The organism is Microvirga vignae, assembly GCF_001017175.1.
In the GTDB taxonomy this organism is placed as follows: Bacteria; Pseudomonadota; Alphaproteobacteria; order Rhizobiales; family Beijerinckiaceae; genus Microvirga; species Microvirga vignae.
In genome coordinates this window covers 9,025-26,500 of record NZ_LCYG01000033.1, presented here as the reverse complement: position 1 = coordinate 26,500, position 17,476 = coordinate 9,025, and the positions used below count along the sequence as shown (strand labels likewise).

At 62.1% G+C, this 17,476-nt stretch carries 18 protein-coding genes and 1 pseudogene; 11 read left to right on the top strand and 8 right to left on the bottom strand.

The window, feature by feature from the left end; all coding sequences use genetic code 11:
* Positions 1-242 precede the first annotated feature (242 nt).
* Genes AA309_RS14150 through AA309_RS14135 form a run of 4 tightly spaced genes read left to right on the top strand, consistent with a single transcriptional unit; the run spans position 243 to position 3,757 of the window.
* Entirely contained in the window at positions 243-1,139 is an 897-nt protein-coding gene (locus tag AA309_RS14150) for a metal ABC transporter substrate-binding protein (RefSeq protein ID WP_150117561.1), read from the top strand.
* A complete protein-coding gene (locus AA309_RS14145) occupies positions 1,136-2,071 on the top strand; it encodes a manganese/iron ABC transporter ATP-binding protein (protein ID WP_047189674.1) in 936 nt (311 codons plus the stop codon). Before AA309_RS14150 ends, AA309_RS14145 begins: the two co-directional genes overlap by 4 nt.
* Positions 2,055-2,912: a metal ABC transporter permease gene (locus tag AA309_RS14140; protein WP_047189673.1), complete on the top strand. Its 858-nt coding sequence runs from the start codon at positions 2,055-2,057 to the stop codon at positions 2,910-2,912. The genes AA309_RS14145 and AA309_RS14140 overlap by 17 nt, the downstream gene beginning before the upstream one ends.
* On the top strand, positions 2,909-3,757 hold the full coding sequence (locus AA309_RS14135; protein ID WP_047189672.1) for a metal ABC transporter permease: 849 nt from the start codon (positions 2,909-2,911) through the stop codon (positions 3,755-3,757). Before AA309_RS14140 ends, AA309_RS14135 begins: the two co-directional genes overlap by 4 nt.
* A gap of 243 nt (positions 3,758-4,000) precedes the next feature.
* On the opposite strand, the gene AA309_RS14130 is transcribed toward AA309_RS14135, so the two are convergent.
* Complete coding sequence (locus AA309_RS14130; RefSeq protein WP_047189671.1) at positions 4,001-4,633, bottom strand: GntR family transcriptional regulator; 633 nt, start codon at positions 4,631-4,633, stop codon at positions 4,001-4,003.
* A 155-nt stretch (positions 4,634-4,788) separates the two neighbouring features.
* On the opposite strand from AA309_RS14130, the gene bioB reads away from it, so the two are divergent.
* The 6 genes from bioB (at position 4,789) to AA309_RS14100 (ending at position 11,161) form a co-directional block, all read left to right on the top strand.
* Complete coding sequence (gene bioB, locus AA309_RS14125) at positions 4,789-5,781, top strand: biotin synthase BioB (protein ID WP_047189670.1); 993 nt, start codon at positions 4,789-4,791, stop codon at positions 5,779-5,781.
* Positions 5,778-6,923, top strand: coding sequence for an 8-amino-7-oxononanoate synthase (locus AA309_RS14120; RefSeq protein WP_047189669.1), 1,146 nt, complete (start codon positions 5,778-5,780; stop codon positions 6,921-6,923). The genes bioB and AA309_RS14120 overlap by 4 nt, the downstream gene beginning before the upstream one ends.
* On the top strand, positions 6,920-7,558 hold the full coding sequence (bioD, locus tag AA309_RS14115) for a dethiobiotin synthase (RefSeq protein ID WP_047189668.1): 639 nt from the start codon (positions 6,920-6,922) through the stop codon (positions 7,556-7,558). Before AA309_RS14120 ends, bioD begins: the two co-directional genes overlap by 4 nt.
* A complete protein-coding gene (locus tag AA309_RS14110; protein WP_047189667.1) occupies positions 7,558-8,835 on the top strand; it encodes an adenosylmethionine--8-amino-7-oxononanoate transaminase in 1,278 nt (425 codons plus the stop codon). The genes bioD and AA309_RS14110 overlap by 1 nt, the downstream gene beginning before the upstream one ends.
* Positions 8,832-9,824 carry a beta-ketoacyl-ACP synthase III gene (locus tag AA309_RS14105; RefSeq protein WP_047189666.1) on the top strand — a complete coding sequence of 331 codons (993 nt, stop codon included), beginning with the start codon at positions 8,832-8,834 and terminating at the stop codon, positions 9,822-9,824. The genes AA309_RS14110 and AA309_RS14105 overlap by 4 nt, the downstream gene beginning before the upstream one ends.
* A 1,106-nt stretch (positions 9,825-10,930) precedes the next feature.
* Positions 10,931-11,161, top strand: coding sequence for a hypothetical protein (locus AA309_RS14100; protein WP_047189665.1), 231 nt, complete (start codon positions 10,931-10,933; stop codon positions 11,159-11,161).
* A 297-nt stretch (positions 11,162-11,458) separates the two neighbouring features.
* On the opposite strand, the gene AA309_RS34260 is transcribed toward AA309_RS14100, so the two are convergent.
* The gene (locus tag AA309_RS34260) at positions 11,459-11,674 is read right to left on the bottom strand and encodes a hypothetical protein (protein WP_150117556.1); all 216 of its coding nucleotides are present in this window, start codon (positions 11,672-11,674) and stop codon (positions 11,459-11,461) included.
* Positions 11,675-11,955: 281 nt separating this feature from the next.
* On the opposite strand from AA309_RS34260, the gene AA309_RS33095 reads away from it, so the two are divergent.
* Positions 11,956-12,102 carry a DUF1127 domain-containing protein gene (locus AA309_RS33095; RefSeq protein WP_084731233.1) on the top strand — a complete coding sequence of 49 codons (147 nt, stop codon included), beginning with the start codon at positions 11,956-11,958 and terminating at the stop codon, positions 12,100-12,102.
* A 352-nt stretch (positions 12,103-12,454) separates the two neighbouring features.
* On the opposite strand, the pseudogene AA309_RS14095 reads toward AA309_RS33095, so the two are convergent.
* The 6 genes and pseudogenes from AA309_RS14095 to AA309_RS14075 all read right to left on the bottom strand — a co-directional run.
* Positions 12,455-14,061: pseudogene (locus tag AA309_RS14095) on the bottom strand (MFS transporter).
* An 851-nt stretch (positions 14,062-14,912) separates the two neighbouring features.
* Complete coding sequence (locus AA309_RS36095) at positions 14,913-15,065, bottom strand: hypothetical protein (protein WP_210166513.1); 153 nt, start codon at positions 15,063-15,065, stop codon at positions 14,913-14,915.
* Between the two features lie 650 nt (positions 15,066-15,715).
* Positions 15,716-16,081 carry a hypothetical protein gene (locus AA309_RS14090; RefSeq protein ID WP_150117555.1) on the bottom strand — a complete coding sequence of 122 codons (366 nt, stop codon included), beginning with the start codon at positions 16,079-16,081 and terminating at the stop codon, positions 15,716-15,718.
* Positions 16,078-16,305, bottom strand: a complete 228-nt coding sequence (locus AA309_RS14085) for a hypothetical protein (RefSeq protein WP_047189663.1) — start codon at positions 16,303-16,305, stop codon at positions 16,078-16,080. Before AA309_RS14085 ends, AA309_RS14090 begins: the two co-directional genes overlap by 4 nt.
* Complete coding sequence (locus tag AA309_RS32035) at positions 16,302-16,943, bottom strand: hypothetical protein (RefSeq protein WP_052954722.1); 642 nt, start codon at positions 16,941-16,943, stop codon at positions 16,302-16,304. Before AA309_RS32035 ends, AA309_RS14085 begins: the two co-directional genes overlap by 4 nt.
* Positions 16,940-17,476, bottom strand: a 537-nt coding sequence (locus AA309_RS14075) for a pantoate--beta-alanine ligase (RefSeq protein WP_150117560.1), incomplete at its 5' end; no start/stop codon positions are given. The genes AA309_RS14075 and AA309_RS32035, both read right to left, overlap by 4 nt.

Genomic DNA, 17,476 nt, shown 5'->3' with positions numbered 1-17,476 from the left:
CTCCCGGTAGATCTACCGTCCCAATAGCGAAGGCATGGCTGGAGCCAACGCCATCTATTCAGTGCGGTGTTGTCCTATCTGGACGCTCCCAGCCCCACACTTTCTCATGCTCCCTTGCACGTTCGCCGGCGTCCGGTTCCTGAACAGGGCCTTCTTGGGCCTCCAAATGCCACTTCGCCCCACTGGCGTGTTGCAAATGATTTGCAATTGCATTAACTGCCTAGATGGCTACTGGAGAGATGATGATGAAGTTCGCTGCCCTTTTGTTCGGCCTTGCAACCCTGGGCTTCGCCGTCGCGTCGCCGGCTCAGGCCGCCGATGACAGGTTTAAGGTCGTCACGACCTTCACGATCATCGCCGATATGGCCCAGAACGTGGCCGGCGACGCGGCCATTGTGGAGTCGATCACCAAGCCTGGAGCGGAGATCCACAATTACCAGCCGACGCCCGGCGACATTCTGCGGGCGCAGGATGCCAAGCTCATCCTGTGGAACGGCCTCAATCTCGAACTCTGGTTCGAGAAGTTCCTCCGCAATCTGAAGGAGGTTCCCAGCGTCGTCGTGTCCGAGGGTGTGAAGCCGATGGGGATCCAGGAGGGCCCCTACACCGGCAAGCCCAACCCCCATGCCTGGATGTCACCTAGCGACGCCCTCATCTACATCGACAACATCCGCGACGCGCTCGTCAAACACGACCCCATGAATACTGAGACCTACCGGGCTAACGCGGAGGCCTACAAGGCGAAGATTCAGGCACCCGTCGCCCCGATCCGGTCGACCCTGGCAGCAATCCCTGAACCGCGGCGCTGGCTCGTGACAAGCGAGGGCGCGTTCAGCTATCTTGCCCGCGACTTCGGGCTCAAGGAGCTCTATCTCTGGCCGATCAACGCCGACCAACAGGGCACGCCGCGGCAGGTGCGTAAGGTCATCGATGCTGTGCGCGCGAACAAGATTCCGGCTGTCTTCTCGGAGAGCACCGTCTCGCCCGATCCGGCCAGGCAGGTCGCCCGCGAGACCGGCGCCAAGTACGGGGGCATCCTCTATGTCGATTCCCTGAGCGACGCCTCGGGTCCGGTGCCGACCTATCTCGATCTCCTGCGCGTCACCTCGGAGACCATTGCCAAGGGGCTCACCGAATGAACGCTCCCCTGCAAAGAGGCGGTCCTCATTCCGGTTCTGCGGGTGCGGGTCTCACCGTGAGCGGCGCAACGGTCACCTACCGGAATGGTCATACGGCCCTTCGCGACGTGAGCTTTGCGATCCCGCGCAGCACCATCACGGCCCTCGTCGGGGTCAACGGCAGCGGTAAGTCGACCCTGTTCAAAGCCGTCATGGGCTTTGTCCCCGTCTCGCCCGGAACGATCTCGATCCTCGGCGGGTCCGTTGCCCAGGCGCTCAGGAGCAATGTCGTTGCCTATGTGCCCCAGAGCGAGGACGTCGACTGGAACTTCCCCGTTCTGGTCGAGGACGTGGTGATGATGGGCCGCTATGGCCACATGAACCTGCTGCGCCTGCCCCGGCGCCAGGATCGCGAAGCCGTGGACGCGGCGCTGGAACGCGTCGGGATGGCGACCTTCCGGAAGCGCCAGATCGGCGAGCTCTCGGGCGGCCAGAAAAAGCGGGTCTTCCTGGCGCGGGCGCTGGCCCAGGATGCCCATGTCATTCTCCTTGACGAGCCGTTCACCGGTGTCGACGTCACGACGGAGGAAGCCATCATCGCGCTGCTGCGCGGGCTTCGCGACGAAGGCCGGGTGATCCTGGTCTCAACGCACAATCTCGGCAGCGTGCCCGAATTCTGCGACCGCGCTGTTCTGCTGAACCGGACCGTGCTCGCCGCAGGGCTGACGGAGGAGGTGTTCACGCAGGCCAATCTGGAAAAAGCGTTCGGCGGCGTGCTCCGGCACTTCGTATTTGACGCCAGTCTTCGCGCCGGGGTCTCTTCGGTGGACGTCATCTCCGACGACGAGCGGCCGCTGGTCATCTACGGCGACAAGGCCTCGGATGAAGCCAAGGATGCAACCGCCACCGCGCCGTCACAGGGAGCAAGCACGCCCGATGCCCCAGCTCCTTGAGCCGTTTTTCTACGACTACATGATCAACGCCATGTGGGTGAGCGCCCTCGTCGGGGCGGTCTGCGCCTTCCTCTCCGCCTACCTGATGCTCAAGGGCTGGTCGTTGATCGGCGATGCGCTCTCGCACTCCATCGTCCCGGGCGTGGCCGGCGCCTACATGCTCGGCCTGCCGTTTGCGTTCGGCGCCTTCCTCTCGGGCGGACTGGCGGCCGGCGCCATGCTGTTCCTGAACCAGCGCACGAAGCTCAAGGAGGATGCCATCATCGGGCTGATCTTCACCTCGTTCTTCGGGCTCGGGCTGTTCATGGTGTCGCTGTCACCCACCTCCGTGAACATCCAGACGATTGTCCTCGGCAACATTTTGGCGGTCACGCCTGAAGATACGCTGCAGCTCGTCATCATTGCGGGCGTGTCTCTCGCCGTTCTGCTGGTGAAGTGGAAGGACCTTCTCGTCACCTTCTTCGATGAGAACCATGCCAGCTCGGTCGGCCTCAATCCCGCGGCTTTGAAGGTTCTGTTCTTCACGCTGCTCAGCGCCTGCACGGTCGCAGCGCTGCAGACGGTCGGCGCCTTCCTGGTGATCGCCATGGTGGTGACGCCCGGCGCCACGGCCTATCTCCTGACCGACCGCTTCCCGCGACTGATCATGATCAGCGTGGCGGTCGGCGGGCTCTCAAGCGGCATCGGCGCCTATCTCAGCTACTTTCTCGATGGCGCCACCGGCGGCATCATCATCGTCCTGCAGACGCTGGTCTTCCTGACCGCCTTCATCCTGGCGCCCAAGCATGGGCTGCTCGCCGCCCGCCAGCGCATGCGGGTGGCAACGGGGACAAGCCCATGACCGGCCTGCTCGACACGCTCGCCCTGCCCTTCACCTTTCCGTTCATGCGGGAGGCCCTCGTGATCGCCATGCTGGTCGCGGTGCCGGCGGCACTGCTGTCGTGTTTTCTGGTGCTCAAGGGCTGGTCACTGATGGGTGACGCCATCTCGCATGCGGTGCTGCCCGGCGTTGTTCTGTCCTACATCGCAGGCCTGCCCTTGGCGGTAGGAGCGTTCGTGTCCGGCATGGTCTGCGCGCTCGCCACCGGCTATCTGAAGGAGAACAGCCGCATCAAGGAGGATACGGTCATGGGCATCGTGTTCTCCGGCATGTTCGGCCTCGGCATCGTGCTCTACACCAAGGTCGAGACGGAGGTGCATCTCGACCACATTCTCTTTGGTGACATGCTCGGCGTGGAGTGGCCGGACCTGCTCCAGAGCGGGCTCATCGCCGCGGTCGTTCTGGTCATTATTGCCGTGAAGTGGCGGGATCTGCTGCTTCATGCCTTCGATCCGCAGCAGGCCCAAGCCATGGGCCTGCCGGTACGGCTTTTGCACTACGGCTTTCTTTCGCTGCTCTCTCTGACCATTGTGGGGGCCCTCGCCTCAACCGGCATCATCCTGACCATCGCCCTGCTGATCATGCCGGGCGCTGTGGCGTTTCTGCTGACGAAGCGGTTCGGAATGATGCTGGTCGTATCGGCGCTGGTCGCCGTGGCGGCATCATTTGCCGGCGTCTATCTCAGCTTTTTCATCGACAGCGCCCCCGCTCCGACCATTGTGCTGCTCATGGCCGTCACCTTCCTTGCGGCATTCATTTTCCAGCATCGGTTCGGCCTTCGTGGCGGTATCCATGCCGCAGAGTGACGATCACATTGGGGCAGTTCGCTCGCTGCCAAGGAAAACGCAGAATTCTGGCTTAGCAACCGGCCGAGCAATCCACCAAGGTTCTGTCGCAAACCCGGAATGGAGCCGCAAGATAGGAGCATCTCGGTCGTCATTCATGCGACAGAACCGACAGATTTGGTTTATATCTCAGATCATAAGGCAGAAGCCCTGATCGAGAGTTCCCGTGACATCCCCTAGCTAAGTGCAGACTTTCAGCACCCGCTAGTGATCCGCCTCGCCGGTTCCCGTCGCGCGCTCCAGGCCGCGAATATGCGCTTGGAGGAGTGTCGTTGCCTTTCCGAACTCGCGCTTTCTCAACGCGCCAAAGATTTGCCAATGCGCGAGGCTTGAGCCCGGCTGCCAGCCAGCAGAACGGGTTGCGGAAAAAATGATGCGGGAATTGGCCAGCTGAAGGTCATCCAGCATGGACAGCAGCCTGGGCATCGCGCAAGGGGCGACGAGTTCGCGGTGGAATGTTCGATTGGCTTGCTCCCATTCGATCATGGTCTGAGCCTGATCCCCGGCGACGAGAGCCCGCTCGATCCTTTCGAAGCAAGCCGCGTTGAGCCTTGGAGCCGCGAAGGTGAGCGCCAGCGTCTCGAGGGCGGCGCGGATTTCAACGATCTCCTGCACCGATTTGGAATCCAGGGCGGCCACCCGCATCCCTCGACGCGGTTCGCTGATGACCAAGCCTTGAGCGCGAAGGCGCTGGAAGGCTTCGCGTGCGGGAACGTGACTCGCATCGAATTCTTCGGCGACGCGATCCTGACGAAGAGGAGTTCCGGGAGCGAGCTCGCCGGAGACGATCCTCTCGCCCAAAACGCGCGCAATCCGCTCCGCAATAGTCTCAGCCATGGTGTCCTCATAGATAATCTATGAAAATTTCGGGTGCATCGGTGATGATCATGCGTATAGTGCACCCAACACGATGCGCAATAGTAGATTATCTATGATTTGGCAAACTGCCCGCGCCGCAATTGCCTGGGCCGTGGTTGTCGAGAGAGGACTTGATGCCAGCACCATCGACCAATCCGCGACTGACACATGTCGAAGAGACCAAGCCTTGGACGCTCGATGGCGCTCGCGAACTCTACGCGATGCCGTTCAACGATCTTCTGTTCCGGGCCCAAACGGTGCACCGCGCGAACTTCGATCCCAACCGCGTGCAGCTCAGCAAGTTGCTCAGCATCAAGACCGGCGGATGCCCCGAAGACTGCGGCTATTGCAATCAGTCGGCGCACCACGCGACCGGACTCAAAGCGTCGAAGCTCATGGAGGTCGAGCGCGTCATCGCCGAGGCGCGCAAGGCCAAGGAGGGCGGCGCCACCCGCTATTGCATGGGAGCGGCCTGGCGCAGCCCTAAGCCGCGCGACATGGACATGGTCGTCGCCATGGTGCAGGGCGTGAAGGCGCTCGGCCTCGAAACCTGCATGACGCTCGGCATGCTGACGCCTGCGCAAGCGGAGAGGCTCGCCGATGCAGGCCTCGACTACTACAACCACAACATCGATACTTCCGAGCGCTTCTATCAGGAAATCGTCACCACGCGCCGCTTCGAGGATCGCCTCGAAACGCTGGGGCATGTTCGCCAGGCCGGCATCAAGGTCTGCTCCGGCGGCATCCTCGGCATGGGCGAGACCGCGGACGATCGCATCGACATGCTGGTGACGCTGGCGAATCTGCCTGCGCCGCCAGAGAGTGTGCCGCTCAACCTGCTCATCCCCATGCCAGGGACGAAGCTGGCCGATGCGGCGCCGGTCGACTCGATCGAATTCGTCCGGAGCGTGGCGCTCGCCCGCATTCTCATGCCACGGTCCCATGTCCGGTTGAGCGCGGGACGGACGGCCATGACGGACGAGATGCAGGCCTTGTGCTTCTTCGCCGGGGCCAATTCAATCTTCGTCGGCGACACGCTGTTGACCGCCGCCAATCCGGGCGACGACCAGGATTCTACCCTGCTGCGCCGCCTCGGCCTGACGCCCGTGGCGCCGGAGGCTGCATGATGCCTGACCGGCTGGCCCGCTACGAAACGAAGCTGAGGCAGCTGCAGCAGAAGGGGCGGTGGCGCGTCCTGACCGGACCGGGTGGCATCGATTTCACCTCGAACGATTATCTCGCTCTTGCCGGATCGCCGCGTCTGACCGCCGGTGCGATCGCCGCGCTCGAACGCGGTGTCCCGATCGGCGCGGGCGGATCGCGCCTTCTGCGCGGCAATCATGCCGAGCATGAAGCCCTGGAAGCCGAAGCCGCCGCGTTCTTCCGATCCGAGCGGATGCTCTATTTCGGGAGCGGCTATGCGGCCAATCTCGCCGTTTTGTCGACCCTGCCGCAACGCGGCGACATTGTCGTCCATGACGCGCTGGTTCATGCGAGCGCGCATGCCGGGATGGCGGCGGGGCGAGCCGAGGCTATTTCCGTGCCGCACAACAATGCGGACGCGTTCGATGACGCCATTAGCCGATGGCGCAAAGCCGGCGGAACGGGACACCCCTGGATCATCGTCGAGAGCCTCTATTCCATGGACGGCGATAAGGCGCCCTTGCCGGATTTGGCCGAACTGGCCAACCGGCACGATGGCTTTCTTGTCATCGACGAGGCTCATGCCACCGGAGTCCACGGCGCCGGGGGGCGGGGCTTGGCGGCGGAGCTGGAAGGACGTGAGAATGTCGTGGTGCTGCATACCTGTGGCAAGGCCCTCGGCGCATCCGGCGCGCTCGTCGGCGCCAGCCGGGTGCTCTGCGATTATCTCGTCAATCGGGCCAGCCCCTTCATCTATGCGACGGCGCCGTCGCCGCTGCAGGCTGCAAGTGTCCGCCAGGCGCTGAACGTCGTGGCGGCGGAGCCAGAGCGGCGGGAGAAGCTTCAAGATCTGGTCGCTTTCGCCAACAGACTCGTCGCCGATCGTCTCGGTTTTGCAGGCAGCGGCTCGCAGATTCTGCCTGTTGTCATCGGCGACAACGGCCGCGCCATGCGGATCGCCGAACGGATGCAGGCAGACGGTTTCGACATTCGCGCGATCCGTCCGCCCACCGTGCCGAAGGGCACCGCGCGCCTGCGCATCGCCATCACGCTCAACGTCGATGCTCCAACGATCGCCCGCATGGTCGAGCGATTGGCGCACGTCATGGCGGAGGAGAGGCCATGAGCCTGCGCTTCGTCGTCACCGCCACCGACACGGGTGTCGGCAAGACGGTGTTTTCAGCCGCTCTGGCCGATGCGCTGGGCGCCTGCTACTGGAAGCCGATCCAGGCAGGTCTTGACGAAGAGACCGACAGCGAGACCGTCCGCCGGCTCGGCCGCCTTCCGCCGCAGCGCATCCTTCCCGAAGCCTGGCGCCTCAAGACGCCGGCTTCGCCGCATCTGGCGGCGGAAATCGACGGCCTGGCGCTCCGCCCCGAGGCACTTCACCCGCCTAAAACAAGCTCGCCCCTCATCATCGAGGGCGCTGGCGGCCTGCTCGTACCCCTGACGCGGCGCGAGGTTTTCGCGGATGTCTTCGCGCGCTGGCGGCTTCCCGTCATCCTTTGCGCCCGGACCGGGCTCGGAACGATCAATCACACGCTGCTGTCGCTCGAGGCGATGCGCCGCCGCCAGATCCCGGTCCTCGGCATCGCCTTCATCGGTGACGCGCAACCGGACACGCAACGAATCATCGTCGAGATGGGCGGCATTCCAAGTCTCGGCAGGCTGCCTCGGCTTGATCCGCTGACCCCTGACGCGCTGCGCGAGAGCTTCCGCAGGCATTTCGATGTTTCCCAGTTTCAGGAAAGGTGCGTGTGATGTCCCGCCTTCAGCCATCACCGGTCTGGCGTCCCTTTACCCAGCACCTGCTCGATCCCGTTCCCAAGAGAATCGCCAGGACGGAGGGTGCCTATCTCATCGATGAGGACGGGCGCGCGATTTTCGATGCGATTTCGTCCTGGTGGGTGATCACCCATGGCCATCGTCATCCGGCCATCATGAAAGCGATTCGGGTTGCCTGCGAGAGATTCGATCAAGTCATCTTCGCCGAATATACCCACGAGCCGGCGGAAGAGCTGGCGAAAGGACTGATCAGGCTCGCCCCGCCGGGCCTCGCCCATGTGTTCTTTTCCGACAGCGGTTCGACATCGGTCGAAGTCGCCCTGAAGATGGCGTTGGGTTTCTTCTACAATCGCGGCGCTCCGCGTTCGCGCATCGTCGTCATGGAACACAGCTACCACGGCGACACCATCGGCACGATGTCCACCGGCGCGCGTGGCGTCTTCAACGCGGCCTATGGACCGCTGCTCTTCGATGTCGACACCATTCCCTTTCCCGCGCCCGGCCGCGAACAGGACACACTCGATGCATTCGGGCAATTCTGCCGCGGCGGCCAGATCGCGGCTCTGCTGGTCGAACCGCTGGTGCTCGGCGCGGGCGGCATGCGGATGTATCCACCGCATCTGCTGACCGAGCTGAAGCGGATAGCCGAGCAGCACCAGACTCTTCTGATCGCCGATGAGGTGATGACCGGCTGGGGACGAACCGGTACCCTTTTTGCGTGCGAACAGGCTGACATCACGCCGGACATTCTGTGTACGTCAAAGGGCATGACCGGCGGTGCATTGCCGCTGGCGGCGACGCTTTGTTCGACTGAGATCTTCGACGCGCATCTGTCCCAAGATCGTAGCCGGATGTTCTTCCATTCGAGCTCCTACACGGCCAATCCGATCGCCTGCGCGGCGGCGCTGGCCAATCTCGGCGTCTGGCAAGATGAGCCGGTCGCGACGCGAATCGGAGCATTGGCGCGGATGCATCGGGAAAGGCTGGCGCAGTTCCGGTCTGATCCGCGTTTTGTCAATGTCCGCCAGGCGGGCACCATCGCGGCGTTCGATCTCGCTGTCGCGAGGTCCGGATACCTTTCCGAGGTCGGCCCTCGGCTGAGAGCATTCTTTCGCCAAAGAGATCTTCTCATTCGTCCGCTCGGCAACGTCATTTATCTGATGCCGCCTTACTGCGTGACGGCCGACGATCTCGACCGCGCCTACGTCGCGATCGATGAAGCCGCCTCCACGATCGTAACGGTCAGGTCATGACCAGCTGGCACTCAAGCCGCGCCGCCGGCTTTGGTCACCACGTGCCGGACAGGCGCGTCGAGAATGCCGAAATCGAGACCCGCCTGGGCCTCGAACCCGGCTGGATCGAACGCCGAACCGGCATCAGGACACGGCGTTGGGCGGCTCCTGACGAAGCGCTGACCGACCTTGCGGCGAAAGCCGCCGCCGCCGCGCTCGAAGACGCGGGTATCGCGCGCCATGAGGTGGCATTCACCCTTCTTGCGACATCGACGCCAGACCATCTCTTACCGCCATCCGCGCCCTTGCTGGCCCACCGACTGGGCTTGTCTCATTCGGCAGCCGTCGATCTCGCCGGAGCCTGCTCGGGGTTCCTCTCTGCGTTGACGCTAGGCGACGGCTTTGTGAGGACACACGGCAAACCCGCCCTTGTCGTGGCCGCCAATATCTTGAGCCGCCGCATCAACATGGAGGAACGGGCCAGCGCAGTCATGTTCGCGGATGCGGCCGGCGCGATCGTCCTTGCTCCATCGCGCGCGCCGAATGCCGGGATCCTTGGCGTCGATCTCGCTTCAGAGGGAAACCACTACGATCTGATCTCGATCCCTGCAGGCGGTAGCAGACGGCCGTTTGCCGCAGGCATGGATCCGCGCGAACTATTGATGACCATGCGCGATGGCAGAGCGGTGTTCACCTATGCCGTACGCATGATGACGCAATGTTCTGTCCGGGCGATGGAGCGCGCGGGGCTCACGGCGGCGGACATTCATCGCTTCGTCCCGCACCAAGCTAATGCCCGGATTGTCGATGCGGTCTGCGACCAGATCGGTCTTGCGAGCCAAAAGACGGTGTGCACGATTGGGGAATTCGGAAACTCGTCAGCGGCCACCATCCCATTGTCCCTCTCCCTTGCCAACCAAGAGCGCCCCTTCGCGTCCGGCGAGCGCTTGCTCTTGTCAGCCGTTGGGGCGGGCCTGACAGGTGGGGCGGTCGTCCTCGGAATCGGCTAGAGCGATCGCGCTGGCTGGGCAATGAGGTCAACCTGGATGACGGGACCTGCGTCGCTTGATCGACGCGAGCGCATGGTTGCGGCGGTGCAGCCGAGGGCCTCATACGCTGTCGACGCCATGCAGCATGAAGTTCATCTTGAGTTGACGGTCTGTCGGTATGGACTCGCTCCTGGTCGGGAATTCGCAGCTTGGTGCGGGACGTCATTCAAGACACTGCGAGCCACAACTGGATTATTCACCAAACCGGACAGAACAGCAATCAACTGATCCTCCAAAGATCATAGCGGAAGGAGCAAAGATTCATCTAAAAACTGATCTTCCGGAGAAGTTCGACTTTATAAGGAACGCGACGGCTGTATGACTGCACATGTTATTTAAGCCTGACCAGCCTCAGGACAAATAAGCGCCTTCAACAAAACTGGCGTTGACCAGGAGCCATCTCCTGCCTTTCCAGACGAAGAACATTTTATCTATTGCAGTGGGGATCGTGACATGAAATTTCTATGTGGAGAGCCTTTCTCCTGAGCTCAAGGGTCTCCGCAAGCAGACAGGCTTTTCGTGTAACGATCTTTTAAAAGAACAATCTCGTTGACCATGGCGAGAGGGTGAACCCAACCTGACCATGCTGTTTGAACGAACGCATCGCGCGAACAGCCGCAGTGATTTGAAGTGCACAGCTTGCGCCGCGAAAACAAACGCTAAAGTGTCACGATGCGCCCGATGGGCCTCGGATCCACGTGAAGGATCGCGGTCATGATGGTTCCGTTGCTGAGTTTCGTCCTGCGGCGCTTGGCGCGTCGGGTTCGCGGCGGCCGCGACTGGTATCGCGTCTAAAAAACTTTCCGCCACTCCTTCCATGAAAACTCGCATCACTGCCAGTCGCATGCTGGCGGCAGGAGACCTGCTCCACGACACATACCACGCATGTTATCGAAGTCGGTGACGTCACAGCCGGCATCGTCGTTGCCACTGAGGGTGGCCTCCGCTTCTTCGCCGCCAGTCTGACATTCAAGTCCCTCGATCTGGCAATCTTTCCCTCCATCGCGGAAGCCAGCGGGCCGCACGCAAATAAGTTCGCCAGCGTCGTGACTCAACGTGAGGCCAGCATGATTACCAAAGCTCTATTGGTGACCGTTACTGCCATTGTGACCGCGCTCTATCTCTCGGCGTTCCGTGTGCAGGCCGCCAATGAAAGCCCTCTCGTGACGATGGAGTGGCTCGAGCGGAATCTTGGCGATCCGAAGCATTGCGAACCGATCCGCATTGGTCCAGACCTCGCCAAAAAACCGACAGAGGTTTATGGCCAAACGCAGCGGCTCAAGGTGTCTGCTGCTTGAGGCAGCTCAATGTCAAGACAGAACAGGCATCACAATGGCTAGCCAACATTAGACCGTGTACGGAGACTGCGGTGGGTTGCGAACCGGAACATCACTCATGTCCACGGGGGCTCCCATTGTTCTTATGAGTCCCGGGCATCCTCTATGGGGTTGCTTCTCAGATCGTAGCCTGACCTGTTCGTTCCGCCGGGTCGCTGAGACTGGGCGGAAACGTTCGCTTGTCCAGCAGGCCAGTATCCAGATCGTCCGCGCGGGAACGATGGTACTGGCTTGGGTTGAGCCTGTAGTGGCTGTCCCCTAACGGCGTTCCGGCAACATCAGCACATCGCGCTGCACTTTTCCATGCGCCGGGATGTAGACGAGCCTCCGGTGCCAGCCGCACCAGCTCGAGCCCACCTGGGTCGGTGCTCCGCAGCAGACGGCCCGTCGAGGATCGTCGGAGACGATGAAGTGGCACTGCCGCGTTCCGATCTTAAGCAGCTTTGTGCGTTGTCTTGGGTCGGGCTCTTGCATGACGGATACCTCTTCTTTGCACATCATGTGAACAATTCTGTGCGCTTCACTGCCTTTCTCCCAGGAAAGGAGGGATGGGCAGAAAAATCCTTCTCCGGAACGTCCCGGCAATGCTCTGTGAGCTCTCCGATTAACGATTTATGACACCAGCATGCATCGTGAGCATGCCTGCCTCGGTTCTCGCATCCCTGCTCATTTGTGCATCGCACAGATATGTTTATTGCACTGCACAGGCAGGAACAACAGCCGCCCTCACGCCAGCGAACTGACAGGAGTTCCAGATGTTCGTGTCCCAGATTCTTGCTCAGATCCGTGCTTACATGCATTACCGCGCGACCGTCAACGAGCTGTCCAGGCTCTCCGATCGGGAACTCGATGACCTCGGCATCAGGCGCTTCCAGATCGACCGCATCGCTCGCCGGCGATAGCGGTCTAACATCGTGCGGCACCGCAGCGCGCGTCGACGCCCGCTGACGAGTGGGCGTTCGCGTTCTCGACGACATGCGGCACAGACGAACGCCCCTCCTCTCCTCCTGCTCTCTTTTGGAGGAGAATGCTGACGCGAGGGGCTGATGGCATTGTCACATCGCAGGATATTTGCGGTTGATTTTTCAAGGATTCCTCGGCTCCAGCCGCAGACGGCATCGTCACACCAACGAAACGCAACCGGGAGCTGGCGGAACAGACGGCACGGCAGACCTCCGAGATAAAAGGCACAGTCCTCCTCGTCACCCAGTGCCGGTGGCCAGCCCGCCTCTTCGCGCCACAACGCGCTCCCCCTCAAGTCCTGCCGAAGTGCGGCTTGAGCGGCATGTCGGCGGGGACCCGCCCGGTCTGCCGTTCAATCTTGTGATGGATCTTGGGCGGGCCCTCGCCCCGGTGCAATGCGTCCAGGCGTGCCACAATCTCCGCGTCGGCATGCGTCTGCCTCTGATTATGGCGCACGTATTCGACCCAGGTCGGGACGTGGTAGCGCTCGGTCCAGAGGTGCGGCTCTTCCAGGTCGCGCAGAAGCGCCCATTGGCGGGCTCCATCCCGCAGGCGGGCGCGTCGCCGCAGGGCCATGACGCTGAGGAATTCGGCAACATCGTCGTGATCGATACGATAATCGACCATCGCCATGATCGGTCCGCTGCGCGGCCGCAGGTCGAGCTGCAGTGCCGGTTCGCAGAACTGGTTGGCGGGATCGAGATTCAGGGTTTCACCATCCGGGTGACGCAGAACCAGGCCAAGCAGCCCACCGGCGACCAGAGCAACGCTCGCCATGAGCAAGGCGCCCGCAACACCCTGCGCGTCCGCCACCGCGCCCCAGAGCCAGCTGCCCGTCGCCATGCCGCCAAACGACGCCGTTTGATAGAGGGACAGGGCGCGTCCCACCACCCACCGCGGCGTCGACAGCTGAACCGTCACATTAAACAGCGACCAGGCTTGCACCCACGCCATACCCGCCGGCACGAGCAGCAGACAGCTCAACCAAACGTGGGCGCTCCAGGCCAGACCGATGCAGCCGAGGGCCAGCGCGACGAAGGCGCCGCGAATGACCCATTCATGGCTGAGAACGTCCCGGATCCGTCCAATGAGCAGCGCGCCTAAAATCGCCCCGAGGCCGAAGAACCCAAGCATGATGCCGTAGGTGATCGCCGTGCCCGCGACCTGCTCCCGGGCCACGAGGGGCAGCAGCGCCAGAATGACCACGGCGGTGAGACCGAATACGAAACTCCGACCCATCACCTTGAGAAGGTTCGGCGACAACAGCACGTAGCGGAAGCCTGCCGCCATCGCACTGCCGAACGGTTCCCGCGGCAGCAACTGTGGCGCCGGTTTCGTCTTCCAGTGCCAGAGCGCGATGAGAAGGGCGAAGTAGCAAACGACGTTGAACAGGAACGCAAAGGCCGCCCCGGCGGTTGCAACGATGAGGCCGCCAATCGCCGGTCCGATGCTGCGCATGAGATTGTAGCTCATGCTGTTGAGGGCCACCGCACTGGGCAAGTGTTGCCGGGGAAGGATCTCGCCCGTTGAGGCGTACCAGGATGGGTCGTTCAGCGCCCAGCCGCAGCCGATCAGGAAGGTCAGGCTCAGCAGCATCCACGGGGTCAGGGCCCCTGCATAGGCGAGAATTGTCAGGGACGCTGAGACGCCATCATGACCCGGCGCCGATCGAAGTTGTCGGCGAGCGCTCCGGCGGCGAGCGAAAACAGCATGACCGGCAGGGTAGCCGAGGATTGGACGAGGGCCACCATATCATGGGACGTGGCAAGGCTCGTCATCAGCCACGCCGCCGCCACGCCCTCGACCAGGCTGCCCAGGTTCGACACCAGAGACGCTGACCAGAGGGAGCGGAAGGTTTTGTACTGAAACAGGACGAGCGGAGACGGTCTCTTCGACATGGTAGGTGGACTCTGTCATGACATCGTGGTGGCGCAACACGAGCTTCGGGAATGATGGTGTGAAGAGGGCGGGATGATCACTCATTCCGAACCCGGAACGGGTCGGCCAGGGCATTTCTGACTGTTCTATCTTAGGTCTTTTCCCCGCCTAACGCGGTGGTGCCGACCGGTTTGCGAGCCAATGAAACCCGCGCACAGCGCCGCAGAGACGCGCCGCTTCAATCGGGAATAGGTTTAAGCCCGCATGCTCGGAAAGACCGAGCGAGGTTGAGACGGTGTGTGACGGGGCGGCCGCGATCCTGGAGAGCCATGGCATGCCGAGAGGCGCTGCAGGCGCGCTCTCCGCAGGACAATCCAAGAGTTGTTTGTGACATCGGGCATATGCACAAGTGGGATGAAGTCACGGGTGGAGGCATGCGAGAGTCTCCGGGAGGTCAGTGAGTTCCGGCACGAATACTGCCGGATCAACCGACGAGCGTATAGCTTGTGGCTCTGCTTCGTCGCCGATTTTGGATCTGAACTGCTCCCTTAACAGAGAACATCCTGCCTGTCTCCGCGCAATCTGTAGCCCCTGCGTCGCATCCGTGCACAGTTCGCGCGGAACTCCTGGCACTAGAACTGGGCGTGCTTTGATGCGGAGCCTTCAGGCGGCGTGCCGATTACTCTGTCATAGATCTTCACGAACGCGCTTCGACTGGATCCGCAGTGGCACGACGCCTCGCGTCAATGCGCGCTCAAGCGTCTCGCCGCATGGGCGCACGATCGCCAGCCGTGGTCGCCGAGTTGCAAAGCACACGTCGGCCCAGACGGAAGTCGGGGCGCTTGCGGCCAACTTTTTCGCCCAGACGCATCTACGGCTTTGTAGCGTCCACCATAAAAAAGCCGGGCACGAAGCCCGGCGTAAAGTTGAGGTCCGACAAATAAAAGTCAAAACCTTCCAGAGGGAACGGCCGACACGGCAGCGCCGGGAGGAAGAAAAGCGGTGCCGCGTTGAAATCAGCCACTGCCCATATCGGCTGCATTCGACTTATTTGCAATGCAACATGCCTCATGAAAGGGCTGCACTGGATGCATGCTGCTGATGTCACAGCCAACAAGTAGAAGAATTTGCTCCGTCGCTTTCATCTATCATTACCTGCAGCAGGTGTCGAGGTGGCGCGCATTCTCATCTGTCACACAGCATAAAGGTGCCGAGATCCTCTCGGCACTAAAGCTCGGCAACACGCTGGCTACCCGGGATGCTTATTAGCAACGCAGCATGCTGCGGCACGACGCGGCCCTTCGAACAAAGCGCCAACGGCACTGGTGCAGCCATTCCATGCGCCGGCAGAAGAAACGCTGCTGCCCCACCCGCCACATGCACCTGCATGCCGTGGAATGCGAGCATGCGCTGTCCCGACCTAGGGCAGTTGCGAGCACAAGTAAACGATGGTGACTGCAGACGAAGCGGTAGAGATCATCAGAGACAGGTCGATGAGCGTTCCTGGCCGATAGTTCACAATGCGGTTCAACATGACATCTCCTGAAATGTAAGGGTTGAACAGGTGCATTCTCAGTGAAAGCTGCAGTTCAAGTGTCAAACACTTGCCTGCGATGCGACGGGAATGTCGCGTGCTTCATATCTCGTGCACGCTCCTATAAGCATAGCTTGTAGCTACGATGCACCTCCGGCACAGCTCCAGTCCTTCTTCGCCTCAGGTACCGCCATTCGCGACGGGCCATGAAATCCATTGGTGACCTCATCGCTGAACGGGACGTGCCGACACGTCATTGCCTTTGCGCAGAAGCCAAACGGGAGCGCCTCCCAGCCACCGGCACACCGCCTCAGGGCTTCAGATTCCTCCGCGACGGCTGCAAAGGGAGAGGGACGCGGAGTTGCCGGGCTGTCGTCCAGAAGCTCGGCAATCCACGTCACGCTCTTGCTGCGCGAGCCGCTGCACACGGCGCTGCCGATGATCTCGTTGCCAAGCAGCAGGTCATAGCTGCCGGACGCCAGCTGCCGAAGCTGATAGCCCATCATCGCCTCCCCGGGATCTGCTGCTCGACCAGCTTGTGCAACTGCGCGAGCAGGGTTTCGCGATCAGGCGCGAGAACGATGGCCGGACTTTGGCCCTGACGCGCCACAAAGGACACCCAGCCGGTGTGCGTCGGTCCAAACCGGATCCGGTGATCCAGGAGCTGGATCTCCTCGATCAAGCCAGGATCATGGAAGGCATGAGACGTCAGGCCAAGGTGGGGTGTCATCGCTCAAGCCTCACAGGCTGCGGCGCTGATCCTGCTCGCGATCTCTCATCGAGGACTCGGCTCAAGGGTGGCTTCACGGCCGCAAACGAGACGCGCTCGGCGAAAAACCGCTCCTTCACGAGCGCGAGCGCGGTCCCGGTCCCGCTGGAGATCACAGCTGTATGCTCCAGGATGATAGCAGGTTGGGACGGGCGCCCTGAGGCGCTGAGCCGCGACGGAGCCTCAGAAGGATCAGCCGTGAGGAGCCGAGCGTCCGCAGCGAGCGTGCGCCGGGAGGGACGGAGCGGAGCAACGATGGTTCCAAACGGCACATCGGTCGTTTGCAGATCCTCATTCATGCCTGCCGCCAGGCGTTGTGGCACGAACCAGTTCTCGGCCGTCGCGAGCGGCAGCGGGCCCCGCATGATGCGAACCTGCCGGAACTGGACGGTTTCGCCTGCGGCAGGGGCTAAAGCTGTGCTGACATCATCCGGCACGGCTGCAAGCACTTGCCGCTGATGGCACGCAACGCTGATCGGTCCGTGCGAGAGGCCATGCTCTTCGCACCACACCAGGAGCGTTTCGGTGGCCGTGGCCCCGGCGATCAGGCGGGTGCTCAGCTCCTGAATAAGGGCATTGGTGTCGGATCGTGCCGTCATGACGATCGCGGTCCGTCCGCACCGGCTGCGGCCTGCCAATTGATCGCATGCGAGACCAACTCCAGCTCGTGATCGGACAGAGCTGTCGGCGAAGGGATCAGGAGCACGTTGTCGATCAGGCGCGTGGCCCCGACATAAGCGGCGACACACAGCGCGGCGGGATGGTCAACCGGACCCGTAACACGCTCAAGCGTGCTCGCATCCACCAACTGCAGGTACTGCAGCTGATCGACCTCCGTTATCTGGGCTTGGGCGGTCTCGACCAGCCTCTGGCTGTCGCGCTCCCCCTGCTCGAAAGCCACCTGAGCGGCAAACAGGCCCTGGCTGAGGCAGCGGGCCCTTTCTCCCTCCTCAGAACTCAGGTAGCTGTTGCGGCTGCTGAGCGCCAGCCCATCAGGCTCGCGCACGGTCGGCGCCGTCGCGATCTCGACGGCCAAGTTCAGATCTCGCACCAGTTGCCGGATCACGGCGCATTGCTGAAGATCCTTTTGGCCGAAGAACGCCACATGGGGCTGCACGATGTGGAACAGCTT